Annotated in this window: 14 protein-coding genes, 1 pseudogene and 1 riboswitch; of the genes and pseudogenes, 12 read left to right on the forward strand and 3 right to left on the reverse strand. The window is 73.0% G+C overall.

Features of this window, described 5'->3' with window-relative positions; translation table 11 throughout:
* Positions 1-18: 18 nt before the first annotated feature.
* Both ACIRQ7_RS21880 and ACIRQ7_RS21885 read left to right on the forward strand, forming a co-directional pair.
* Positions 19-213 (forward strand): annotated as a pseudogene (locus tag ACIRQ7_RS21880) (isochorismatase family protein); the annotation flags it as partial.
* A gap of 164 nt (positions 214-377) precedes the next feature.
* Complete coding sequence (locus ACIRQ7_RS21885; protein WP_404264504.1) at positions 378-776, forward strand: VOC family protein; 399 nt, start codon at positions 378-380, stop codon at positions 774-776.
* A gap of 58 nt (positions 777-834) precedes the next feature.
* Here ACIRQ7_RS21885 and ACIRQ7_RS21890 read toward each other — a convergent pair whose 3' ends face one another.
* Positions 835-1,740, reverse strand: coding sequence for a serine hydrolase (locus ACIRQ7_RS21890; protein WP_404264506.1), 906 nt, complete (start codon positions 1,738-1,740; stop codon positions 835-837).
* A gap of 456 nt (positions 1,741-2,196) precedes the next feature.
* Between ACIRQ7_RS21890 and ACIRQ7_RS21895 the strand changes: the two genes are divergently transcribed.
* The 7 genes from ACIRQ7_RS21895 (at position 2,197) to ACIRQ7_RS21925 (ending at position 11,428) form a co-directional block, all read left to right on the forward strand.
* A complete protein-coding gene (locus ACIRQ7_RS21895; protein ID WP_401470593.1) occupies positions 2,197-2,583 on the forward strand; it encodes a hypothetical protein in 387 nt (128 codons plus the stop codon).
* 212 nt (positions 2,584-2,795) lie between these two features.
* The gene (locus tag ACIRQ7_RS21900; protein ID WP_404264587.1) at positions 2,796-3,329 is read left to right on the forward strand and encodes a 2Fe-2S iron-sulfur cluster-binding protein; all 534 of its coding nucleotides are present in this window, start codon (positions 2,796-2,798) and stop codon (positions 3,327-3,329) included.
* Complete coding sequence (locus ACIRQ7_RS21905) at positions 3,326-4,312, forward strand: FAD binding domain-containing protein (RefSeq protein ID WP_404264508.1); 987 nt, start codon at positions 3,326-3,328, stop codon at positions 4,310-4,312. Before ACIRQ7_RS21900 ends, ACIRQ7_RS21905 begins: the two co-directional genes overlap by 4 nt.
* Positions 4,313-4,413: 101 nt before the next feature.
* Positions 4,414-6,561: a xanthine dehydrogenase family protein molybdopterin-binding subunit gene (locus ACIRQ7_RS21910; protein WP_404264510.1), complete on the forward strand. Its 2,148-nt coding sequence runs from the start codon at positions 4,414-4,416 to the stop codon at positions 6,559-6,561.
* Between the two features lie 177 nt (positions 6,562-6,738).
* Positions 6,739-7,269 carry an ATP-binding protein gene (locus ACIRQ7_RS21915; protein ID WP_404264512.1) on the forward strand — a complete coding sequence of 177 codons (531 nt, stop codon included), beginning with the start codon at positions 6,739-6,741 and terminating at the stop codon, positions 7,267-7,269.
* 890 nt (positions 7,270-8,159) lie between these two features.
* On the forward strand, positions 8,160-10,217 hold the full coding sequence (locus tag ACIRQ7_RS21920; RefSeq protein ID WP_404264514.1) for a phosphocholine-specific phospholipase C: 2,058 nt from the start codon (positions 8,160-8,162) through the stop codon (positions 10,215-10,217).
* A 251-nt stretch (positions 10,218-10,468) separates the two neighbouring features.
* Complete coding sequence (locus ACIRQ7_RS21925) at positions 10,469-11,428, forward strand: alpha/beta hydrolase (protein WP_404264516.1); 960 nt, start codon at positions 10,469-10,471, stop codon at positions 11,426-11,428.
* A 66-nt stretch (positions 11,429-11,494) separates the two neighbouring features.
* Here ACIRQ7_RS21925 and metE read toward each other — a convergent pair whose 3' ends face one another.
* On the reverse strand, positions 11,495-13,819 hold the full coding sequence (metE, locus tag ACIRQ7_RS21930) for a 5-methyltetrahydropteroyltriglutamate--homocysteine S-methyltransferase (protein ID WP_404264518.1): 2,325 nt from the start codon (positions 13,817-13,819) through the stop codon (positions 11,495-11,497).
* Positions 13,820-13,972: 153 nt separating this feature from the next.
* Positions 13,973-14,191, reverse strand: a riboswitch (cobalamin riboswitch).
* A gap of 230 nt (positions 14,192-14,421) precedes the next feature.
* Here metE and ACIRQ7_RS21935 point away from each other — a divergent pair.
* The 3 genes from ACIRQ7_RS21935 to ACIRQ7_RS21945 all read left to right on the forward strand — a co-directional run bounded on the left by ACIRQ7_RS21935 (position 14,422) and on the right by ACIRQ7_RS21945 (position 16,016).
* Entirely contained in the window at positions 14,422-14,841 is a 420-nt protein-coding gene (locus ACIRQ7_RS21935; RefSeq protein WP_404264519.1) for a cupredoxin domain-containing protein, read from the forward strand.
* 40 nt (positions 14,842-14,881) lie between these two features.
* The gene (locus ACIRQ7_RS21940) at positions 14,882-15,337 is read left to right on the forward strand and encodes a hypothetical protein (protein WP_401470569.1); all 456 of its coding nucleotides are present in this window, start codon (positions 14,882-14,884) and stop codon (positions 15,335-15,337) included.
* A 208-nt stretch (positions 15,338-15,545) separates the two neighbouring features.
* Positions 15,546-16,016: a lamin tail domain-containing protein gene (locus tag ACIRQ7_RS21945; protein ID WP_401470566.1), complete on the forward strand. Its 471-nt coding sequence runs from the start codon at positions 15,546-15,548 to the stop codon at positions 16,014-16,016.
* A gap of 107 nt (positions 16,017-16,123) precedes the next feature.
* Here the strand turns inward: ACIRQ7_RS21945 and ACIRQ7_RS21950 are convergent, their stop codons facing one another.
* Positions 16,124-17,302 carry an Ig-like domain-containing protein gene (locus tag ACIRQ7_RS21950; RefSeq protein ID WP_404264520.1) on the reverse strand — a complete coding sequence of 393 codons (1,179 nt, stop codon included), beginning with the start codon at positions 17,300-17,302 and terminating at the stop codon, positions 16,124-16,126.
* Positions 17,303-17,375 lie beyond the last annotated feature (73 nt).

Raw genomic sequence — 17,375 nt, forward strand, 5'->3', positions numbered from 1 at the left:
GCGCGGGCGGCCCGCAGGATGGTGACCTTGAACGGACCACCCTCCCGCCGCCCCGTCGAGGCACTCCTGGCCATCGACCTCCAGAGGGCCTTCGTGTCCGGCGACGACGCGGTCCCGGACGCCGCCCGGGTGCTCGACCGCGCCCGCGACCTGCTCGCGCGGGCGCGCTCGGCCGGCGCCCTCGTCGTCCCTCTGCAGAACGACGGCCCGTCCTGAAGCGTGGACGCGCCGCACACGCACCGCCTGCGCACGCCTGGCGGCCGCGCGCGAGGAGCCGGGCACCGGGACGATGAGTTGACGGCACCGGCGGCGTCTCAAAGAAGGGGACCGGAACGCACGGCGGTCCCCTCCGCCCCGGCCGCCACAGGAGGCACGCCATGAACACCACCCCGAACCCGGCCCGCCCTGCCGCCGTCCAGCCGGTGATCATCACCCCTGACCTCGCTCGACTGCAGGGGTTCTACGCCGGTCTGCTCGGGGCCGAGCAGGCCCTCAGGGTCCCCGAGGAGGGGCCGGTCTTCTTCGTGGGGCTGCGGATCGGCAACGGCGAACTCGGCATCGTCGCCGACAGCGGCGTCGACACCGGTGCCCCGACACGGGTCCTGATCAGCTTCTCCGTCACGGACGTGGACCACCTGCTGGAGCGGGTCGAACCGCTCGGCGGGACGGTCCAGGGCCCGGCGAACGACATGCCGTGGGGCCAGCGGGTGGCCCACATCAAGGACCCGGACGGCAATGCGGTCAATCTGACGCAGCCGGTCTCGCGGTCCATCTGACGCAGCCGGTCTGAGCGGCGGCTTCCCCGCCGCCGGACTCCCGGTGCGAGGGGCCGCGTCAGCGGCCCGTGGAGCCGGTGCCCGCCAGGTCGTGGTGGATGACACGGGCGGCGTTCTCCACGGTGTCGACGCCGTAGTCCATGGTGTCGTTGCCGCGGGAGAGCACGGCCATGCCGTAGTCGTTGCCGTGGCCGGTGAACGAGCCGACGCTGTGCACCCGCCAGCCGTCGCTCGCGCGCGGCAGCCAGCCGTCCTTGACGTGGGTGACCGCTGTGGCGGGCGCGCCGGCCGGGGCGCCCCACCGCTGGTCGGGTTCGACGTGCCGCATCAGGCCGAGGGCGTAGCCGCGGTCGGCCTTCGTCAGCACCGCGTTCTTGGTGGTCAGGAGCTGCATCAGCGTCAGCTGGTCCCCGGCGGTGACCTGCGTCAGCCCCCAGGCCCCGGCCGCGCCCGGAGTGGTGTCGGTCATCTTCGCCAGCGCCAGGAAGTGCTTGATGCCAGCCGGACCGATCTGCTTCCACAGGGCGGACGTCGCGTCGTTGTCCGACTTGGTGATCATGTCGGTGGTCAGCCGCACCTCCTTCGGCGTCAGCTTCCGGTGCGCCTCCTCGGCCTGCCGCAGCAGCGCGCCGAGCACCGTGACCTTCACGACGCTCGCCGAGTCGAAGCGGGCGTCGGCCCGGAACGTGCAGTGCGTATGGGTGCGCCGGTCGTACACCGCGAGCGCGGAGCTGCCCTCGCGCCCGTCGAGGGCGGACGCCAGGTCGCGGGAGAGGTGGGGCGCCAGGCCCGGCTTCTTCGAGGTGCACACCACCTTCGAGCCGCCCACCGGGGCGCTCGCGGTGCTCGCCGCGGCAGGTTCCGCCGAGCCGAGGGTGGTGAGCGCCACACCGGCGGCCACGCCCGCGGCCGCGAGCGCCGCGAGCCCGCGGCGGGCGCGTCGCGATATCCGTGTTCGCTGCATGAAGGTGCTGTCCGTCCCGCTGTGTCAGGTGAAGGCCGTCCCGGCTCCGGGTGCCTGGTGCCCCGAGGCCTTCCTGTGGGCCTCGTACGGCCGTCCGCCCAGGGCACTCGTCCGCGCCGCGAAGGGCTGCCGAGCTGAACGGCGGCCGGTCCGGTGCGTGCGCACTCCGGCGCATCTCCCGTTCATGGGCCAGGGCGACCCTACGTGTCCCGGAGGCGGGCACCGCCTGCGAGGGAGGTGCGTTTGTCCGCTTTCGCGACGCTTTGGGATCGCGTGGCGGAGGGGCTTCACGGTGTGATTTTTGACAAAGCGGACGCCTGCGCCGGCTGCGCTCCGGGGTCCCGCCGTCACACCTCGTGGCGCGCCCGTACGCCCCCTCGGGCGGGCCTCGGGTCGCACACACCGGGCCGCGGGGTGAGCCTGGAAGCGTTCGGCTCCCAGAGGAAGGCCCCCACTGTGAACAGCGCGCACCAGACGCCGCCCGCGGAACATCCCTCGGCCCAGGTCACGGTCGAGGTCGACAGCTGTGCGACGGAGGACGCGCATGCCGTGTTCAGCGCACTGCGCACCACCTTCGTCTCCGACCGGGCCGCGGACGACGTCCCGGAGGAAATGGCCGGCACCGGGGCCACCATCTGGACCTCCACCGTCGATGTGACCGACGTACGGGCACCCGCCGAGCCCCGGACCCTGACCGCACCCGTAACGGTCAACCTCCAGGGCGGCTACTGGGCGGTCGCCCGGCTCCGGGAAGGCCTGGCAACTGCGTTCGCGGTGCAGGTGGTCGGGACCGCCGCCGGCGACCAGGAGCAGGAGGTCCAGCTGCGGCTGGAGACCCGGTAGACGGGGCGGGGGACGGGCGGCCCCGAGGCGCGGCCACCCGAGGGAGCGACCGCCCTCAGGAGGGCGGGCCGCTCACCGGACCCGACAGACACGACGAGCATCCGGCTGCGAGCGGAAGGCGCGAGTAAGTGGAGAGTGACAACGACCCGGCGGGCGTCGGTGGACCGGAGCAGGCGGACGCCGCCGGCCACTCCGCGCCCGCACGCTCCGAAGTGGTCCTGCACGTCAACGGAACGCCGCACACCCTGACCCTGGACCACCGCACCACGGTCCTGGACGCCCTGCGCGAGCATCTCGGTCTCACCGGCGCCAAGAAGGGCTGCGACCACGGACAGTGCGGCGCGTGCACGGTGCTCGTCGACGGCCGGCGCGCCAACAGCTGCCTGCTGCTGGCCGTGGCGCAGGACGGCCGGCGGCTCACCACCGTCGAGGGCCTCGCCGACGGAGAAGGGCTGCACCCGTTGCAGGAAGCCTTCGTCGCGCGCGACGCCCTCCAGTGCGGCTACTGCACCCCCGGCCAGATCTGCTCGGCCGTCGGCGTGCTGACCGAGGCGGCGGACGGCTTCCCCTCGCACGTCACCCCGTACACCGCCCCCTCCGGCGGTCCGGTGGAGCTGACCGACGACGAGATCCGCGAACGGATGAGCGGGAATCTGTGCCGGTGCGGCGCCTATCCCCGCATCGTCGAAGCGGTCGGTGACATCGACCGGGCGGCTGCCACCGCCGGTGCGAAGGCGGCCTCATGAAACCGTTCGGCTATCTGCGGGCAGCCAGCGTCGAAGAGGCCGTACGCGCCGGGGCCGAGGCGCCCCGCGCCCGCTATCTCGGCGGCGGCACCAACCTCGTCGACCTGATGAAGCTCGGCGTGGAGACGCCCGGTCTGCTGATCGATGTGAGCCGACTGCCGCTGGACGGCATCGAGGAGCTGCCCGGCGGGGGCGTGCGGATCGGCGCGACGGTCCGCAACAGCGACCTCGCGGCGGCCCCGCTGGTACGCGACCGCTACCCGGTCCTGTCCCAGGCGCTGCTGGCCGGCGCCTCGGGACAGCTGCGGAACACCGCGACCACCGGCGGAAACCTGCTCCAGCGCACCCGCTGCACCTACTTCCAGGACACCTCCAAGCCCTGCAACAAGCGCGAGCCGGGTACCGGCTGCCCGGCCCGCGAGGGGGCCCACCGCGACCTCGCCGTACTGGGCCACTCCGCGCACTGCGTCGCGACCCAGCCCTCGGACATGGCGGTCGCCCTGGCCGTCCTCGACGCCACCGTTCACCTGCACGGCCCCGACGGGGAGCGCGAGGTGCCGGTGTGCGCGTTCCACCGGCTGCCGGGTGAGCACCCCGAACGGGACACGGTGATCATGCCGGGCGAACTGATCACCGCCGTCTCGCTGCCGCCGGCCCGCCCCGGCGCGCACTCGCGTTACCGGAAGGCCCGCGACCGCGCCTCGTTCGCCTTCGCGCTGGTCTCCGTGGGCGCGCTGCTGGAGGTACGGGACGGCGTCGTGCGGTACGCGGCGCTGGCGTTCGGCGGGCTCGCGCACCGGCCCTGGCGCGCCCGTGCCGCCGAGGAGGTGCTGAACGGCGCGCCCGCCACCGAGGAGACCTTCGGCCGCGCCGCCGCCGCCGAACTCGCCGCCGCCCGGCCGCTGCGCGAGAACGGCTTCAAGGTCACCCTGGCCCGCAACCTGGCCGTCGACGTGCTCACCGACCTCGCGGCCAGGAACTGACGCCGCTGCTGTGGCTGGCCGCCGGCAGCCCGCCACAGCAGCCCCACCCGCAACCGAGCCGGCCCCGGCAGAGGACGCCACCGACCACAAGGACGCGCGCCATGAGCCCTGACCCGTTCCCGCTCGGTCCGCCCCCGCGCCCGCTGGGCGACCCGCTCGCCCGCCGCGAAGGCCGGGAGAAGGCCACCGGCAGCGCCCGCTACGCCGCCGAACACACCCCGCCGGGCTGCGCCTACGCCTGGCCGGTGCCCGCGACCGTCGCCAAGGGCCGCATCACCGCCGTCGACACCGCCGCCGCCCTCGCCCTGCCCGGCGTGCACGCGGTCCTGACGCACGAGAACGCGCCGCGCCTGGCGCCGCCGGAGGACCCGACGCTGGCACTCCTCCAGGACGACCGGGTCCCGCACCACGGGTGGTACGTCGCGCTCGCCGTCGCCGACAGCCTGGAGGCCGCCCGCGCCGCGGCCGAAGCGGTCCGCGTCAGCTACGCCTCCGACGGCCACGACGTGGTCCTCACCGCCGACCACGCACGCCTGTACACGGCGGAGACGGCCAACGGCGGCCACCCCGGGGTCCGTGAGCGCGGCGACTTCGAGGGCGAATTCGCCGCCGCGCCCGTCGCCGTCGACGTGACGTACACCCTGCCCCCGCTGCACAACCACCCCATGGAGCCGCACGCCTCCACCGCACGGTGGGCGGACGGCCATCTGACCGTGCACGACTCCAGCCAGGGCTCCACCAAGGTGCGCGACGACCTCGCCGCCCTGTTCTCCCTCGGCAAGGGCGAGGTCACCGTCATCTCCGAACACGTCGGTGGCGGCTTCGGCTCCAAGGGGACGCCGCGCCCCCAGGTCGTGCTGGCCGCGATGGCCGCGCGGCACGTCGGGCGACCGGTCAAACTGTCCCTGCCGCGCAGCCAGATGCCGGCCGTCGTCGGCCATCGGGCCCCCACCGTCCACCGGGTGCGGATCGGCGCGTCCCACGACGGCGTCATCACCGCGCTCGCGCACGAGATCGCCACCCACACCTCCACCGTCAAGGAGTTCGTGGAGCAGGCCGCGGTCCCCGCCCGCATCATGTACACCTCGCCCCACAGCCGCACCGTGCACCGGGTCGCCGCACTGGACGTACCGAGCCCGTCGTGGATGCGCGCACCGGGCGAGGCCCCCGGCATGTACGCCCTGGAGTCGGCCGTCGACGAACTCGCCGTCCTCCTGGACATCGACCCCGTCGACCTCCGGGTACGCAACGAACCGGACACCGAACCGGACAGCGACCGCCCCTTCAGCAGCCGCCACCTCGTCGAGTGCCTGCGGCAGGGCGCCGACCGGTTCGGCTGGCTGCCCCGGGACCCGCGCCCCGCCGTCCGCCGCGAGGGCGACCTGCTGCTCGGCACGGGCGTCGCCGCCGCCACCTACCCCGTCCTCATCGGCGGTTCCGACGCCGAGGCGCACGCCGACGCCGACGGCACCTACCGCGTCCGCGTGAACGCCACCGACATCGGGACCGGCGCCCGCACCGTCCTCGCCCAGGTCGCCGCCGCCGCGCTCGGCGTGCCCGAGCGCCGGGTCCGGATCGATATCGGCTGCAGCGATCTGCCGCCCGCGACGCTGGCCGGCGGTTCGGCGGGCACCGGGTCCTGGGGCTGGGCCGTCCACAAGGCCTGCACGGCCCTGGTGAAGCGGCTGGCCGACCACCAGGGCCCGCTGCCGGCCGGCGGGGTGACGGTCGCTGCCGACACCCGCGAGGAGACGGCCGAGGAATCGCCGTACGCCCGGCACTCTTTCGGCGCCACCTTCGCCGAGGTCCAGGTGGACACCGTCACGGGGGAGGTCCGGCTGCGCCGCCTGCTGGGGATGTACGCCGCCGGCCGGATCCTCAACTCCCGTACGGCACGCTCCCAGTTCATCGGCGGGATGACCATGGGCCTGGGCATGGCCCTGATGGAGGCCAGCAGCCTGGACCCCGTCTTCGGGGACTTCACCGAGCGTGATCTGGCCGCCTACCACGTGCCGGCCTGCGCCGACGTCCCCGCCATCGAGGCGCACTGGCTCGACGAGGAGGATCCGCACCTCAACCCCATGGGCAGCAAGGGCATCGGCGAGATCGGCATCGTCGGCACCGCGGCGGCCGTCGCCAACGCCGTACGGCACGCCACCGGAGTCCGCCTCCGCGATCTGCCCCTCACCCCGGACAAGGTGCTGCCGCAGCTCCCCGCGCTGTCCCATCTGCCCCCGCTGGCGCCCTGATCCGGCGCCCGGCCGGACGGTCCCCGCTGCGGCGCCGCAAGATCTTTTGCGCATTCGGCCCCCTCGGGCGACCATGTGAAATGACCCATACGTGACGGAAAGCTCACTCTTCGTGTTCGGGGTTCGTTGGTTGAACGAGGTGAAGCATGTGAGCCTCGCGGTGAGGAGCGCACGACCATGACACGTCCCACAGACCGGCACTACACGGTCGAACTGCACGCTTCGGCGGAGCGCGTCCCGCAGATGCGGCGTATCGTCGCCGCCCATCTGCGGCACTGGAATCTCGAACTGCACATCCCGTCCGTGTGCCGTGGAGTGGCGGAGCTCCTGACCAACGTCCATCGCCATATCGGCCCGGACGCCCGGTGCGTCGTCGAACTCCGCTGGACCGGCCGCCACCTCACGGCCTCCGTGACCGACGACGGTCCACGGCTGCCACGCCTGGTGAGCGCGGCCGGCACCGGCCTCGCGGCGGTCGCGGCCCTGAGCGACAGCTGGGGCACCTGCCCCACCGCCGACGGCAAAGTCGTCTGGTTCACCCGGCGGGTGTCGGCCGCCGGCCGGACCCCGCTGCCGACGCGGACCCCGCTGCGCAGCGTGCCCGACGCCAAGGGCCGTCCCGCGAGGCAGCCCGAGCCCGAGCCCGAGCCGGAGACCGCACCCGTCACGGCGCCGGGCGGACCGGCCGCCGCACCGTCCCTGGTCTGACCGCCCCGCGACCGGTACGCGACCGCCCCGCGACCGGCACGTCCCGATCCGTCGGAACGTGCCGGTCGCGACCGTTTCGCCGTTTCGCCGGACCGCCGGACCGCCGGGAGGCGCGGGCGAGGGCTCCGAGGGTGGCGCGCAGCCGACCGCCCCACCGCCCGGCGGTCTGACGCCCCGCCAAGGTGTCCCGCGGCGGGGCGGGTGCGGGGCGCGCTGCCTCCTGACAGCCCCCGGCGAGCCCCGACCGCGCCGCGGCGTACCGCGCCCACGGCGTACCGCGCTGATGGCCGACCGCGTCCCGGTCGGCCCCGCCCGCACCGGCCCATTGGCCGTGCTCACCCTGCTCACCCCGGCCCGTCGCGCAGGGCGCCCGCCTCCACGTCCCTGACGCAGGTCCCGCAGGTGTGCAGGTCTCGTAGGCCCCCGCCGCAGGAACGCCCGGTCGGCCGCCCGGCCGCCCGCCCGCCCGAGAGCAGGCCGTGCGCCGCAGGGCCGACACCCGCCCGTCCGGTGGCTCGGCGGCGAACCCGCACCGGCCCCACCGCACCCCGCCCCTCCCCGGACGCGACCCGGCGCCCCCTCGAAGCCGCCCGCCGCGAACGGACGGACCCGCGCGCCCGCCTGTGTGCACGTCACGTGCGTGGGCCCGCCCCGCCCACGGGCCCCGGTGACCGCGGGCCGGGCGGGCCGGTCCGCCGTTCATGGCCACGCACCCCTTCCTGGCCAGGCTGTTCGCCGCAAGTACGGTGATGCGTCATGCGAACGACACGCCCCCTTCCCTGACACTCGTTCCTCTTGGAACACTCTGCTGACTCACTCCGGCCACACCACGAGCACCACACATCCGCAACGTCCCTCCGCCCCCCACACACCAAGAGGTCCCCAGACTCATGCCAGAACTCAATCGGCGGCGTTTCCTCCAGATCGCCGGCGCGACCGCGGGCATTTCCGCCCTGTCGGGCAGCATCGCCCGCGCCGCCTCCATACCCGCGCAGCGCAGCTCTGGTTCCATCCAGGACGTCGAGCATGTCGTCGTGCTGATGCAGGAGAACCGTTCCTTCGACCACTACTTCGGCGCGATGAAGGGCGTACGCGGCTTCGGTGACCCGCGCCCGGTGACGCTGAACAGCGGGAAGTCCGTCTGGCACCAGCCGGACGGCGGCAAGGACGTGCTGCCCTACCACCCCGATGCCGAGAACCTCGGCATGCAGTTCATCGAGGGCCTCAACCACGACTGGGCGGGCGGCCACAAGGCCTGGAACGACGGCAAGTACGACCAGTGGATCGCCGCCAAGGGCACCGGGACGATGGCCCACCTCACGCGGCAGGACATCCCCTTCCACTACGCGCTCGCCGACGCGTTCACCGTCTGCGACTCCTACCACTGCTCGCTGATCGGGGCCACCGACCCCAACCGCTACTACATGTTCTCCGGCCACGCCGGGAACGACGGCAAGGGCGGCGGCCCGGTCCTCGGCAACGAGGAGGCCGGATACGACTGGACGACCTACCCGGAGCGGCTGGAGCAGGCCGGGATCTCCTGGAAGCTCTACCAGGACATCGGTGACGGCCTGGACGAGGCCGGCAAGTGGGGCTGGATCGACGACGCCTACCGCGGCAACTACGGCGACAACTCGCTGCTCTGGTTCAACAAGTACCGCAACGCCAAGCCCGGCGACCCGCTGTTCGACAAGGCCCGTACCGGCACCAACGCCAAGCAGGGCGACGGCTACTTCGACCTCCTCAAGGCCGACGTCAAGGCCGGCAAGCTCCCGCAGATCTCCTGGATCGCCGCCCCCGAGGCCTTCTCCGAACACCCCAACTGGCCTGCCAACTACGGCGCTTGGTACGTCTCGCAGGTGCTGGACGCGCTCACCTCCAACCCCGAGGTGTGGAGCAAGACCGCGCTGTTCATCACCTACGACGAGAACGACGGCTACTTCGACCACGTGCCCCCGCCCTTCCCGCCGGCCTCCGCCGACCAGGGAGCCTCGACCGTCGACACCACCCTCGACCACTTCCCCGGCAACGCCGGCTACGCCGCCGGCCCGTACGGCCTCGGCCAGCGCGTCCCCATGCTCGTCGTCTCCCCCTGGAGCACCGGCGGCTATGTCTGCTCCGAGGTCTTCGACCACACCTCGATCATCCGCTTCATGGAGCGCCGCTTCGGCGTCGAGGAGCCGAACATCTCGCCCTGGCGGCGGGCCATCTGCGGTGACCTCACCTCCGCCTTCGACTTCGGTCTGGAGGACGTCAAGCCCGCCGCGCTGCCGGACACCGACGCGTACGAGCCACCGGACAAGGACCGGCACGACAGCTATGTGCCGCAGCCGCCCGCCAACCCCGTACTGCCCAAGCAGGAGGCGGGCTCCCGGCCGTCCCGCCCGCTGCCGTACGCGCCGCTGGTGGACGGCGCCGCCGCCCCCTCCACCGGGAAGTACACCCTCACCTTCAGCGCCGGGGACAAGGCCGGTGCGTGTTTCACGGTCACGGCGGGGAACCGTACCGACGGCCCGTGGACGTACACCACGGAGTCCGGCAAGCAGATCTCCGACACCTGGAACACGTCCTATTCGAAGGACGTCTACGACCTGTCGGTCTTCGGTCCGAACGGCTTCCTGCGCACCTTCAAGGGCGCCGGAACCACCGCCGGCCCCGAAGTCACCGCCCGGCACGACGCGTCCGCCGGGAGCATCGACCTCACCCTGACGAATCCGGGCGCCGGCGACTGCCACCTCACCGTGACCAACGCCTACGACGGCAAGAGCGAGACGTTCACGGTGCGCGCGGGCGCCAGTGTCCGCCACACGGTGGATCTGCGGGCCGGCAAGCGGTGGTACGACCTGTCCGTCGTCTCCGACACCGACGACACCTTCCTGCGCCGGTTCGCCGGGCATGTGGAGAACGGTGAGCCGGGTGTGAGCGACCCGGCGATCATCACGGGCTGACGCCGCTCCGGCAACGGAGAACGGCGACGGGGCCCGGCAACGGGAACCCGCGACGGGGCCGTCCGCGACACACGCGCGGGCGGCCCCGTTCCGGAAACTGCTTCGGTGCGGCGCCCGGGAGTGCGCCGGCGCGGTCGGCCGACGAGCCGGCACGCCGACGGCACGCCGCGGCCGCCGCGGGCCGACGGCGCGCGCCCCCGGTCGGGCGGCGCCTCGGCGTGTGGGGGCGGGCGAGGCGTAAAGATTGCGTCGTGACTCTCACCAACGCCGACCCGCAGCCGCCGCCGCAGGCGCTCTCCGCGGGCGTACGCCACATCACCCTGGACGGTGCGGGCATCACCCTGTCCGCCCTGCTCAGCGAACCCGAGGAGGGCCCGCCACGGGCCGTCGTGGTCGCCGTGCACGGGGGCGGGATGAGTGCCGGCTACTTCGACGGGCAGGCACATCCGGACCTCTCGCTGCTGGTCCTCGGCGCCCGCCTGGGCTACACCGTCCTCGCCGTGGACCGCCCCGGATACGGCCGGTCCGCCGCGCAGCTGCCCGAGGGCCAGACCCTGGCCGAGCAGTCGGCGACCCTGCGGGCGGCGCTCACCGACTTCGCGGCCTCGTACCGCACCGGCGCCGGACTGTTCCTGCTGGCCCACTCCTACGGCGGCAAGCTGGTGATGGTCGCCGCCGCGGACGCGCCGCCGCCCTCCCTGCTGGGCCTGGACGTCTCCGGCTGCGGCCACCGCTACGCCGTCGAGCCGTCCGACGTCGCCGCACACCTGCGCCCGTCGGACACGGACGGCGGTGCGGCCGCCGCCTCCCCGCTCTCCCAGAGCTCCGAACGGATGCGCTACTGGGGCCCGTTGCACCTCTACCCGCCGGGCACCTTCCGCTCGGTGGGCCCCATGGTCTCCGCGGTCCCGGTACGCGAACCGGCCGAGGCGGCGCGCTGGCCGCAGCTGGTCGGCGCGCTGCTGCCGCGTATCCAGGTCCCCGTGCGGCTGACGTTCGCCGAGCACGAGGCCTGGTGGCGCCACGACGACGCCAGCCTCGCCGACCTTGCCACCCAACTCTCCGGGACCTCACGCGTGGTGATCGACCGTCAGCCACTGGCGGGCCACAACATCAGCCTCGGCTGGGCGGCCCGCTCCTACCACCTGCGGGCCCTGGCCTTCCTGGAGGACTGCCTGGCGGCCGGCCGGAAGCAAGGGCCCGCGGCATGAGGGACGCACCGTGCCTGCCGGACGGGGCCGGCACCTGAGTGAGGTGCCGGCCCCGCCCGGAGCGGATCAGGAAACGGAGCCCGGCAGGGTGGCGCGCACCTCGCGGGCCGCGGCCACCAGGTTCTCCAGTGAGGCGCGGACCTCGGGCCAGCCGCGGGTCTTCAGGCCGCAGTCGGGGTTGACCCACAGCCGCTCGGCCGGGATGGCCTCAAGTCCCTTGAGCAGCAGGGCGGTTGCCTCCTCGGTGCTGGGGATGCGGGGGGAGTGGATGTCGTAGACGCCGGGGCCGGCCTCGCGCGGGTAGCCGTGCGCGGCGAGTTCCCGGGCGACCTGCATGTGGGAGCGGGCGGCCTCCAGGCTGATGACGTCCGCGTCGAGGTCGTCGATGGCCTGGACGATGTCACCGAACTCCGCGTAGCACATATGGGTGTGGATCTGGGTGTCCGGGCGGATGCCGCTGGTGGTGAGGCGGAATGCCTCGGTGGCCCAGGCGAGGTAGCCGGCGTGGTCGGCGGCGCGCAGCGGAAGGGTCTCGCGCAGCGCGGGCTCGTCGACCTGGATGACCGATGTCCCGGCGGCTTCGAGGTCGCCCACCTCGTCCCGCAGGGCGAGGGCCACCTGGCGGGCGGTGTCACCGAGCGGCTGGTCGTCGCGGACGAAGGACCAGGCGAGCATGGTGACCGGGCCGGTGAGCATGCCCTTGACGGGGCGGTCGGTGAGCGACTGGGCGTAGCGCGTCCAGCGCACCGTCATCGGCTCGGGGCGGGAGATGTCGCCGGCCAGGATCGGCGGCCGGACGTAGCGGGTGCCGTACGACTGCACCCAGCCGTGCTGGGTGGCGAGGTAGCCGGTCAGCTGCTCGGCGAAGTACTGCACCATGTCGTTGCGTTCGGGCTCGCCGTGCACCAGGACGTCGATCCCGGCCTTCTCCTGGAAGGCCAGCACATCGCGGATCTCGGTCGCGATGCGCTCCTCGTAGGCGGCGCCGTCGATCCGCCCGGCGCGCAGGTCGGCGCGTGCGGTGCGCAGTTCGGCGGTCTGCGGGAACGACCCGATCGTGGTGGTCGGCAGCAGCGGCAGCCGCAGATGGGCGCGCTGCGCCGCGGCCCGCTCGGTGTACGGCTGGGAGCGGCGGCCGTCCGCGTCGGTGACGGCGGCGGCGCGGGCGCGTACGGCCGGGTCGCGGGTGAGGGCGGAGCCGGCGCGGGAGGCCAGGTCGGCCCGGTTGGCGGCGAGTTCGGCGGCGATGGCGTCGGTGCCCTGTGCCAGGCCGCGCGCCAGAGTGGCGATCTCGGACGTCTTCTGGCGGGCGAAGGCGAGCCAGCGGGCGATCTGCGGGTCGATGTCACGCTCGGCGGACGCGTCCAGCGGGACGTGCAGCAGGGAGCAGGAGGAGGCGACATCGACGCGGTCGGCGAGGCCGAGCAGGGTGCCCAGCGTGGACAGCGACTTCTCGAAGTCGTTGATCCAGACGTTGCGTCCGTTGACGACGCCGGCCACCAGCCGCTTGCCGGGCAGCCCGCCGACGGCCGCGAGGTCCCCGAGGTTGGCGGCGGCGGCGCCGGTGAAGTCCAGCGCGAGGCCGTCGACGGGCGCCTTGGCCAGCACCGGCAGCGCGTCGCCCAGCCGGTCGAAGTAGGAGGCGACCAGCAGCTTCGGGCGGTCGGTGAGTGCGCCCAGATCGCGGTAGGCGCGGGCGGCGGAGTTCAGGACGGCGGGCGAGCGGTCCTGTACGAGTGCCGGCTCGTCGAGCTGTGTCCAGACGGCGCCGGCCGCCCGCAGATCCGCGAGCACCTCGGCGTAGACGGGCAGCAGCCGGTCCAGCAGCGTCAGCGGGTCGAAGTCGGCGGCGACACCGGGAGCGGGCTTGGACAGCAGGAGGTAGGTGACCGGGCCGACGAGGACCGGGCGGGCGGTGAGTCCGAGCGTGAGGGCTTCGGTCAGTTCGGCGACCTGCTTGCCGGAGTCCGCGGCGAAGACCGTGTCCGGCCCCAACTCCGGGACCAGATAGTGGTAGTTGGTGTCGAACCACTTGGTCATCTCCAGCGGCGCCACGTCCTGGGTGCCGCGCGCCATCGCGAAGTAGCCGTCCAGGGCATCGGCGGCCACCGCGGCGCGGTGCCGGTCGGGGATCGCACCGACCATGACGCTGGTGTCCAGGACGTGGTCGTAGTACGAGAAGTCACCGGTCGGCACCTCGTCGATACCGGCCCCGGCGAGCTGCTGCCAATTGCCGCGGCGCAGTTCGGCCGCGGTGGCCCGGAGGGCGTCGGCGCCGACCCGGCCCTTCCAGTAGCCCTCGATGGCCTTCTTCAGTTCACGGTGCTGACCCTGACGCGGGTAGCCGTGCACGGTCGACCGTGCTGCCGCGGCTGCGGACTTGCTGGTCACGGAACTCTCCTTCGCGAGTGTCTCCCTACGATCCGGGGACGGCTCACGAGGCGGAGTACGGCGAAGCGGCGGACCACGGCGCGATCTCGCCGCACGTGCCCGCCTGCTGTGTACGCCGACCCACCCGCGAGGTCACCGGATCACCGTGCGCGAGGTTCGCGCACGGACACTGGCAGGTCTTCGGACTCGCGGGCACGTCCGCCGAAAGGCGGACATCTACTGGCCGTCGCTTCCCAGACCCCCGGGGGTCCAGTGCGTATGACGGCGGTCGTTCCCACTCACCGCTGCGGGGCAGTCCCGGATTCCCACCGGGTTCCCTCTTGCGACGCGCCTGCCTGGCGGGCAGGGCGAACCAGTTGCACCGGCCAGCCTAGGCGTTGCGGCACGAGCCGGACAGCGCCGCTCACATGCCGGATGGTGAGATGAGACACGCGCCCCGGGGGTGGCTCGCGGGCACGGTGTCCGGCTGCCCGTCCGCCCGCGTACGCCGAACGCCGCCGCCCGATGGCCGGGAGCCGGGAGCTGCGCTCTAGTGGGACGGGCGGTCCGAGCGACGGCCGCGCGCCGCCCGCGCAGGCGGCAGGACCGGAGGCGAGCCACCCATGACCCACCGCGTAAGGGCAGCCGCCGCGACGGCCGCGGCCGTGCTGTGCGCCACGGCGCTCGGCGGGTGCGGTGACGGTGGCGGCGGCTCGGAATCCTCCCCCGCGCCGTCATCGGCCGCCCCCTCGTCCACCCCGTCGTCCGCGCCCTCGCCCACCAAGGCGGGGCAGTCGCGGATCACCGTCAAGGACTTCACCTTCGTCCCCGCCGAACTGACCGTGCGCCCCGGCGCGAAGGTCACCGTGGTCAACGAGGACGACACCGCCCACACCGTGACGGCCAATGGCAGCAAACCCTTCGACACCGGCCCCATCGGCCCCGGGAAGACCGCCACCTTCACCGCCCCGGACAAGGCCGGCGACTACCCGTACGTCTGCAGCATCCATCCGTCGATGAAGGGCTCGCTCACCGTCCACTGAGCCTTCGCACACGACCCTTGCCCAGGAGGTGGGGAGCCACATGGCAGCAGACCGCGGTGTACCGGAGCCGTCCACCGGGCGGGCCGGGCGGGTCGCCCGGGGTGTCGCGCGGGTGCTGGCCGCCGCCGGCCTGGCGGTGAACGCCTACATCCACGCCCGTCTCGCCGACTCCTACGACGCCGTCGCCGCGGACATCAGCCAGGGCACGCTGTTCCGGGTCGAAGCCGGACTGGCCTCGCTGGCGGCGCTGCTCGTCCTGATCTGGCGGCGCCCTATGGCCGACCTCTTCGCCTGGCTGGTGGCCGCGGGCGGGCTGGCGCTCCTGCTCATCTACCGCTACGTCGACGTCGGGACGCTGGGCCCGGTGCCGAACATGTACGAGCCCGTGTGGACCACGGACAAGCGGCTGACCGTCGTCTCCCAGGCCGTCACCGTCCTCGCCACCGTCTTCCTGCTGCTGGCCCCGGCGCGGCGATCGGACAGACGGCGCAGGTGACGCGCGCCGGCGCCGGTACGGGGTGCCCGGGGCGCGGGGGAGCACGCGCCGGGTGCGAAGAGGATGCGTAAATGTCCATGTTTCGTAACACACAAGCGGATTCATCACGACGGCGGGTGGCGGCGCGGCACAGTGTGGATGCCCGGCGACGGTCCGGGCACTGGGCACGACCGGCACCCCTGCGAGGGTGCCGTATGCAGGAGGTCTCATGTTCCGCTCCGCATCCCGCATCGCCGCGTCCGTTCTCGGTTCGGTGGCGCTGGCGGCCACCGCCGTGCTCCCCGCCGCGGCCGACGGCCACCGCCAGGACCCGCGTCCGCAGCGTTCCGCCGTCGAGCTGGGCCCCATCCAGTACGACAGCCCCGGGCGTGACGACGGCTCCCGCCGCAGCCTCAACGCGGAGTGGGTCACGGTCCGGAACACCGGCCGGCACGCGGTGAACCTCAGCGGCTGGACCCTCGTCGAGGGCCGGCACCACCTCGTCCACCGCTTCCACCACCTGGTGCTCGACGGGCACCGTTCGGTGCGGGTGCACACCGGGATCGGCCGCGACGACCGCCGCGACGTCTACCAGGACCGCCGCCACTACGTCTGGGACAACCACTCCGACACCGCGATCCTGCGCAACGACCACCACCGCACCGTCGACACCGTGAGCTGGGGCCGCCGCCACCGCTGACCGCCCCTCCGGGCACTGATCCGCGACGTACTGCGCCCCGCCCCCGGGACTCGGAAGGAGTCAGGGGCGGGGCGCAGTACGTGGGCCGGGACCGGCGTCGCCGGGGGCTACTTCAGTGCGCTGCGCTGCTGCCACTGCGGCCAGGTCTCCTGCCAGACCTCCAGGCCGTTGCCCACGTCGGTGTGTTCCGTGTTGCTGGTGCCCTTCACCTCGACCGTGGAACCGATCGGCAGGAAGTCGTAGACCCGCTTGGCGTCAGCGGTGGACATGCCGAAACAGCCGTGGCTGTTGTTGACGACACCCAGCGACTTGTTCCAGGGGGCGGAGTGCAGGAACGTCCCCGAGGCGGTCAGATGCGTGACCCACTTCGAGTCGAGCATCCACTCGTCGCCGTGGCCGATGGTGGCGGAATCCATCGTCTCCGCCGCGTTCTTGCTGCGTACGGTGTGCACCCCGCCGCGCGTCGGGTCCTGCGGGGAGCCCGCCGAGCCGGTGATGCTGCCGACGCTCTTGCCGTTCTCGTACATGGTCAGGGTGTGCGAGGGCACGTCGATGACGGCCTTGTGGTCCTTGCCGATCGTGAACCCGAAGTTGTAGTCCCGGGCGAACCAGCCGCTGTCGTCACCGGAGTTGATCCCGGACAGCGCGCCCTTGACGGAGACCTTGGTGCCGGCCGGCCAGGAGTCCTTGGGACGCCAGTCGATCCGGTCCTGGCCGCCGTAATCCTTGACCCAGCCCCAGGAGCCCTGCACATGCGGCTGGGTGGTGACCTTCAGGGCCTTCTCGATCTCGGCACGCCGGTCGGTGGCTATGTGATGGTCGAAGAGGATCGAGACCGGCATCCCGGTGCCCACACTCTGGCCGTTGGAGGGGGTGTTGGTGAGCTTGTTGACCTTGTCGGCCGCTTCCGTGGTGAAGACGGACTTCTTGGCGGATTCCCTGCCCCCGTCCGACGTCGCCTTCGTCCGGACGGTGTAGGTGGTCTTCGGCCTGATCTTGCCGTCCGACGTCCATGAGGCCCCGTCACCGGCGAGCTTCCCGGTGACATCGCCCCCGTCGCCGTCCTTGACGACGACCGAGGTGAGCTTTCCGCCGTCGGCTTTCACGGATATCCGCGAGCCGAGCTCGGCGGCCTTGCTCCCCGCGGCCGGGGTGACGGTGACCTTGGCCGCCGGCTGCTCCGCCGTCGAGGTGCCGGCACCCGTGCCGCACGCCGTCAGCAGCGTGGCGCCCGCGATCAGGGCGGGTATCAACCGGGCGTGGTGGCGGCGTGGTCCGGCGTGCACGAGGGTCCCTCCAAAGCAGAGCATCTGGTAGTGGCGGGATCCGTGGCGTGAGCCGACCGTCGCGGTACGCAGA

The organism is Streptomyces sp. NPDC101393 (assembly GCF_044767385.1).
Classification (GTDB): Bacteria; Actinomycetota; Actinomycetes; order Streptomycetales; family Streptomycetaceae; genus Streptomyces.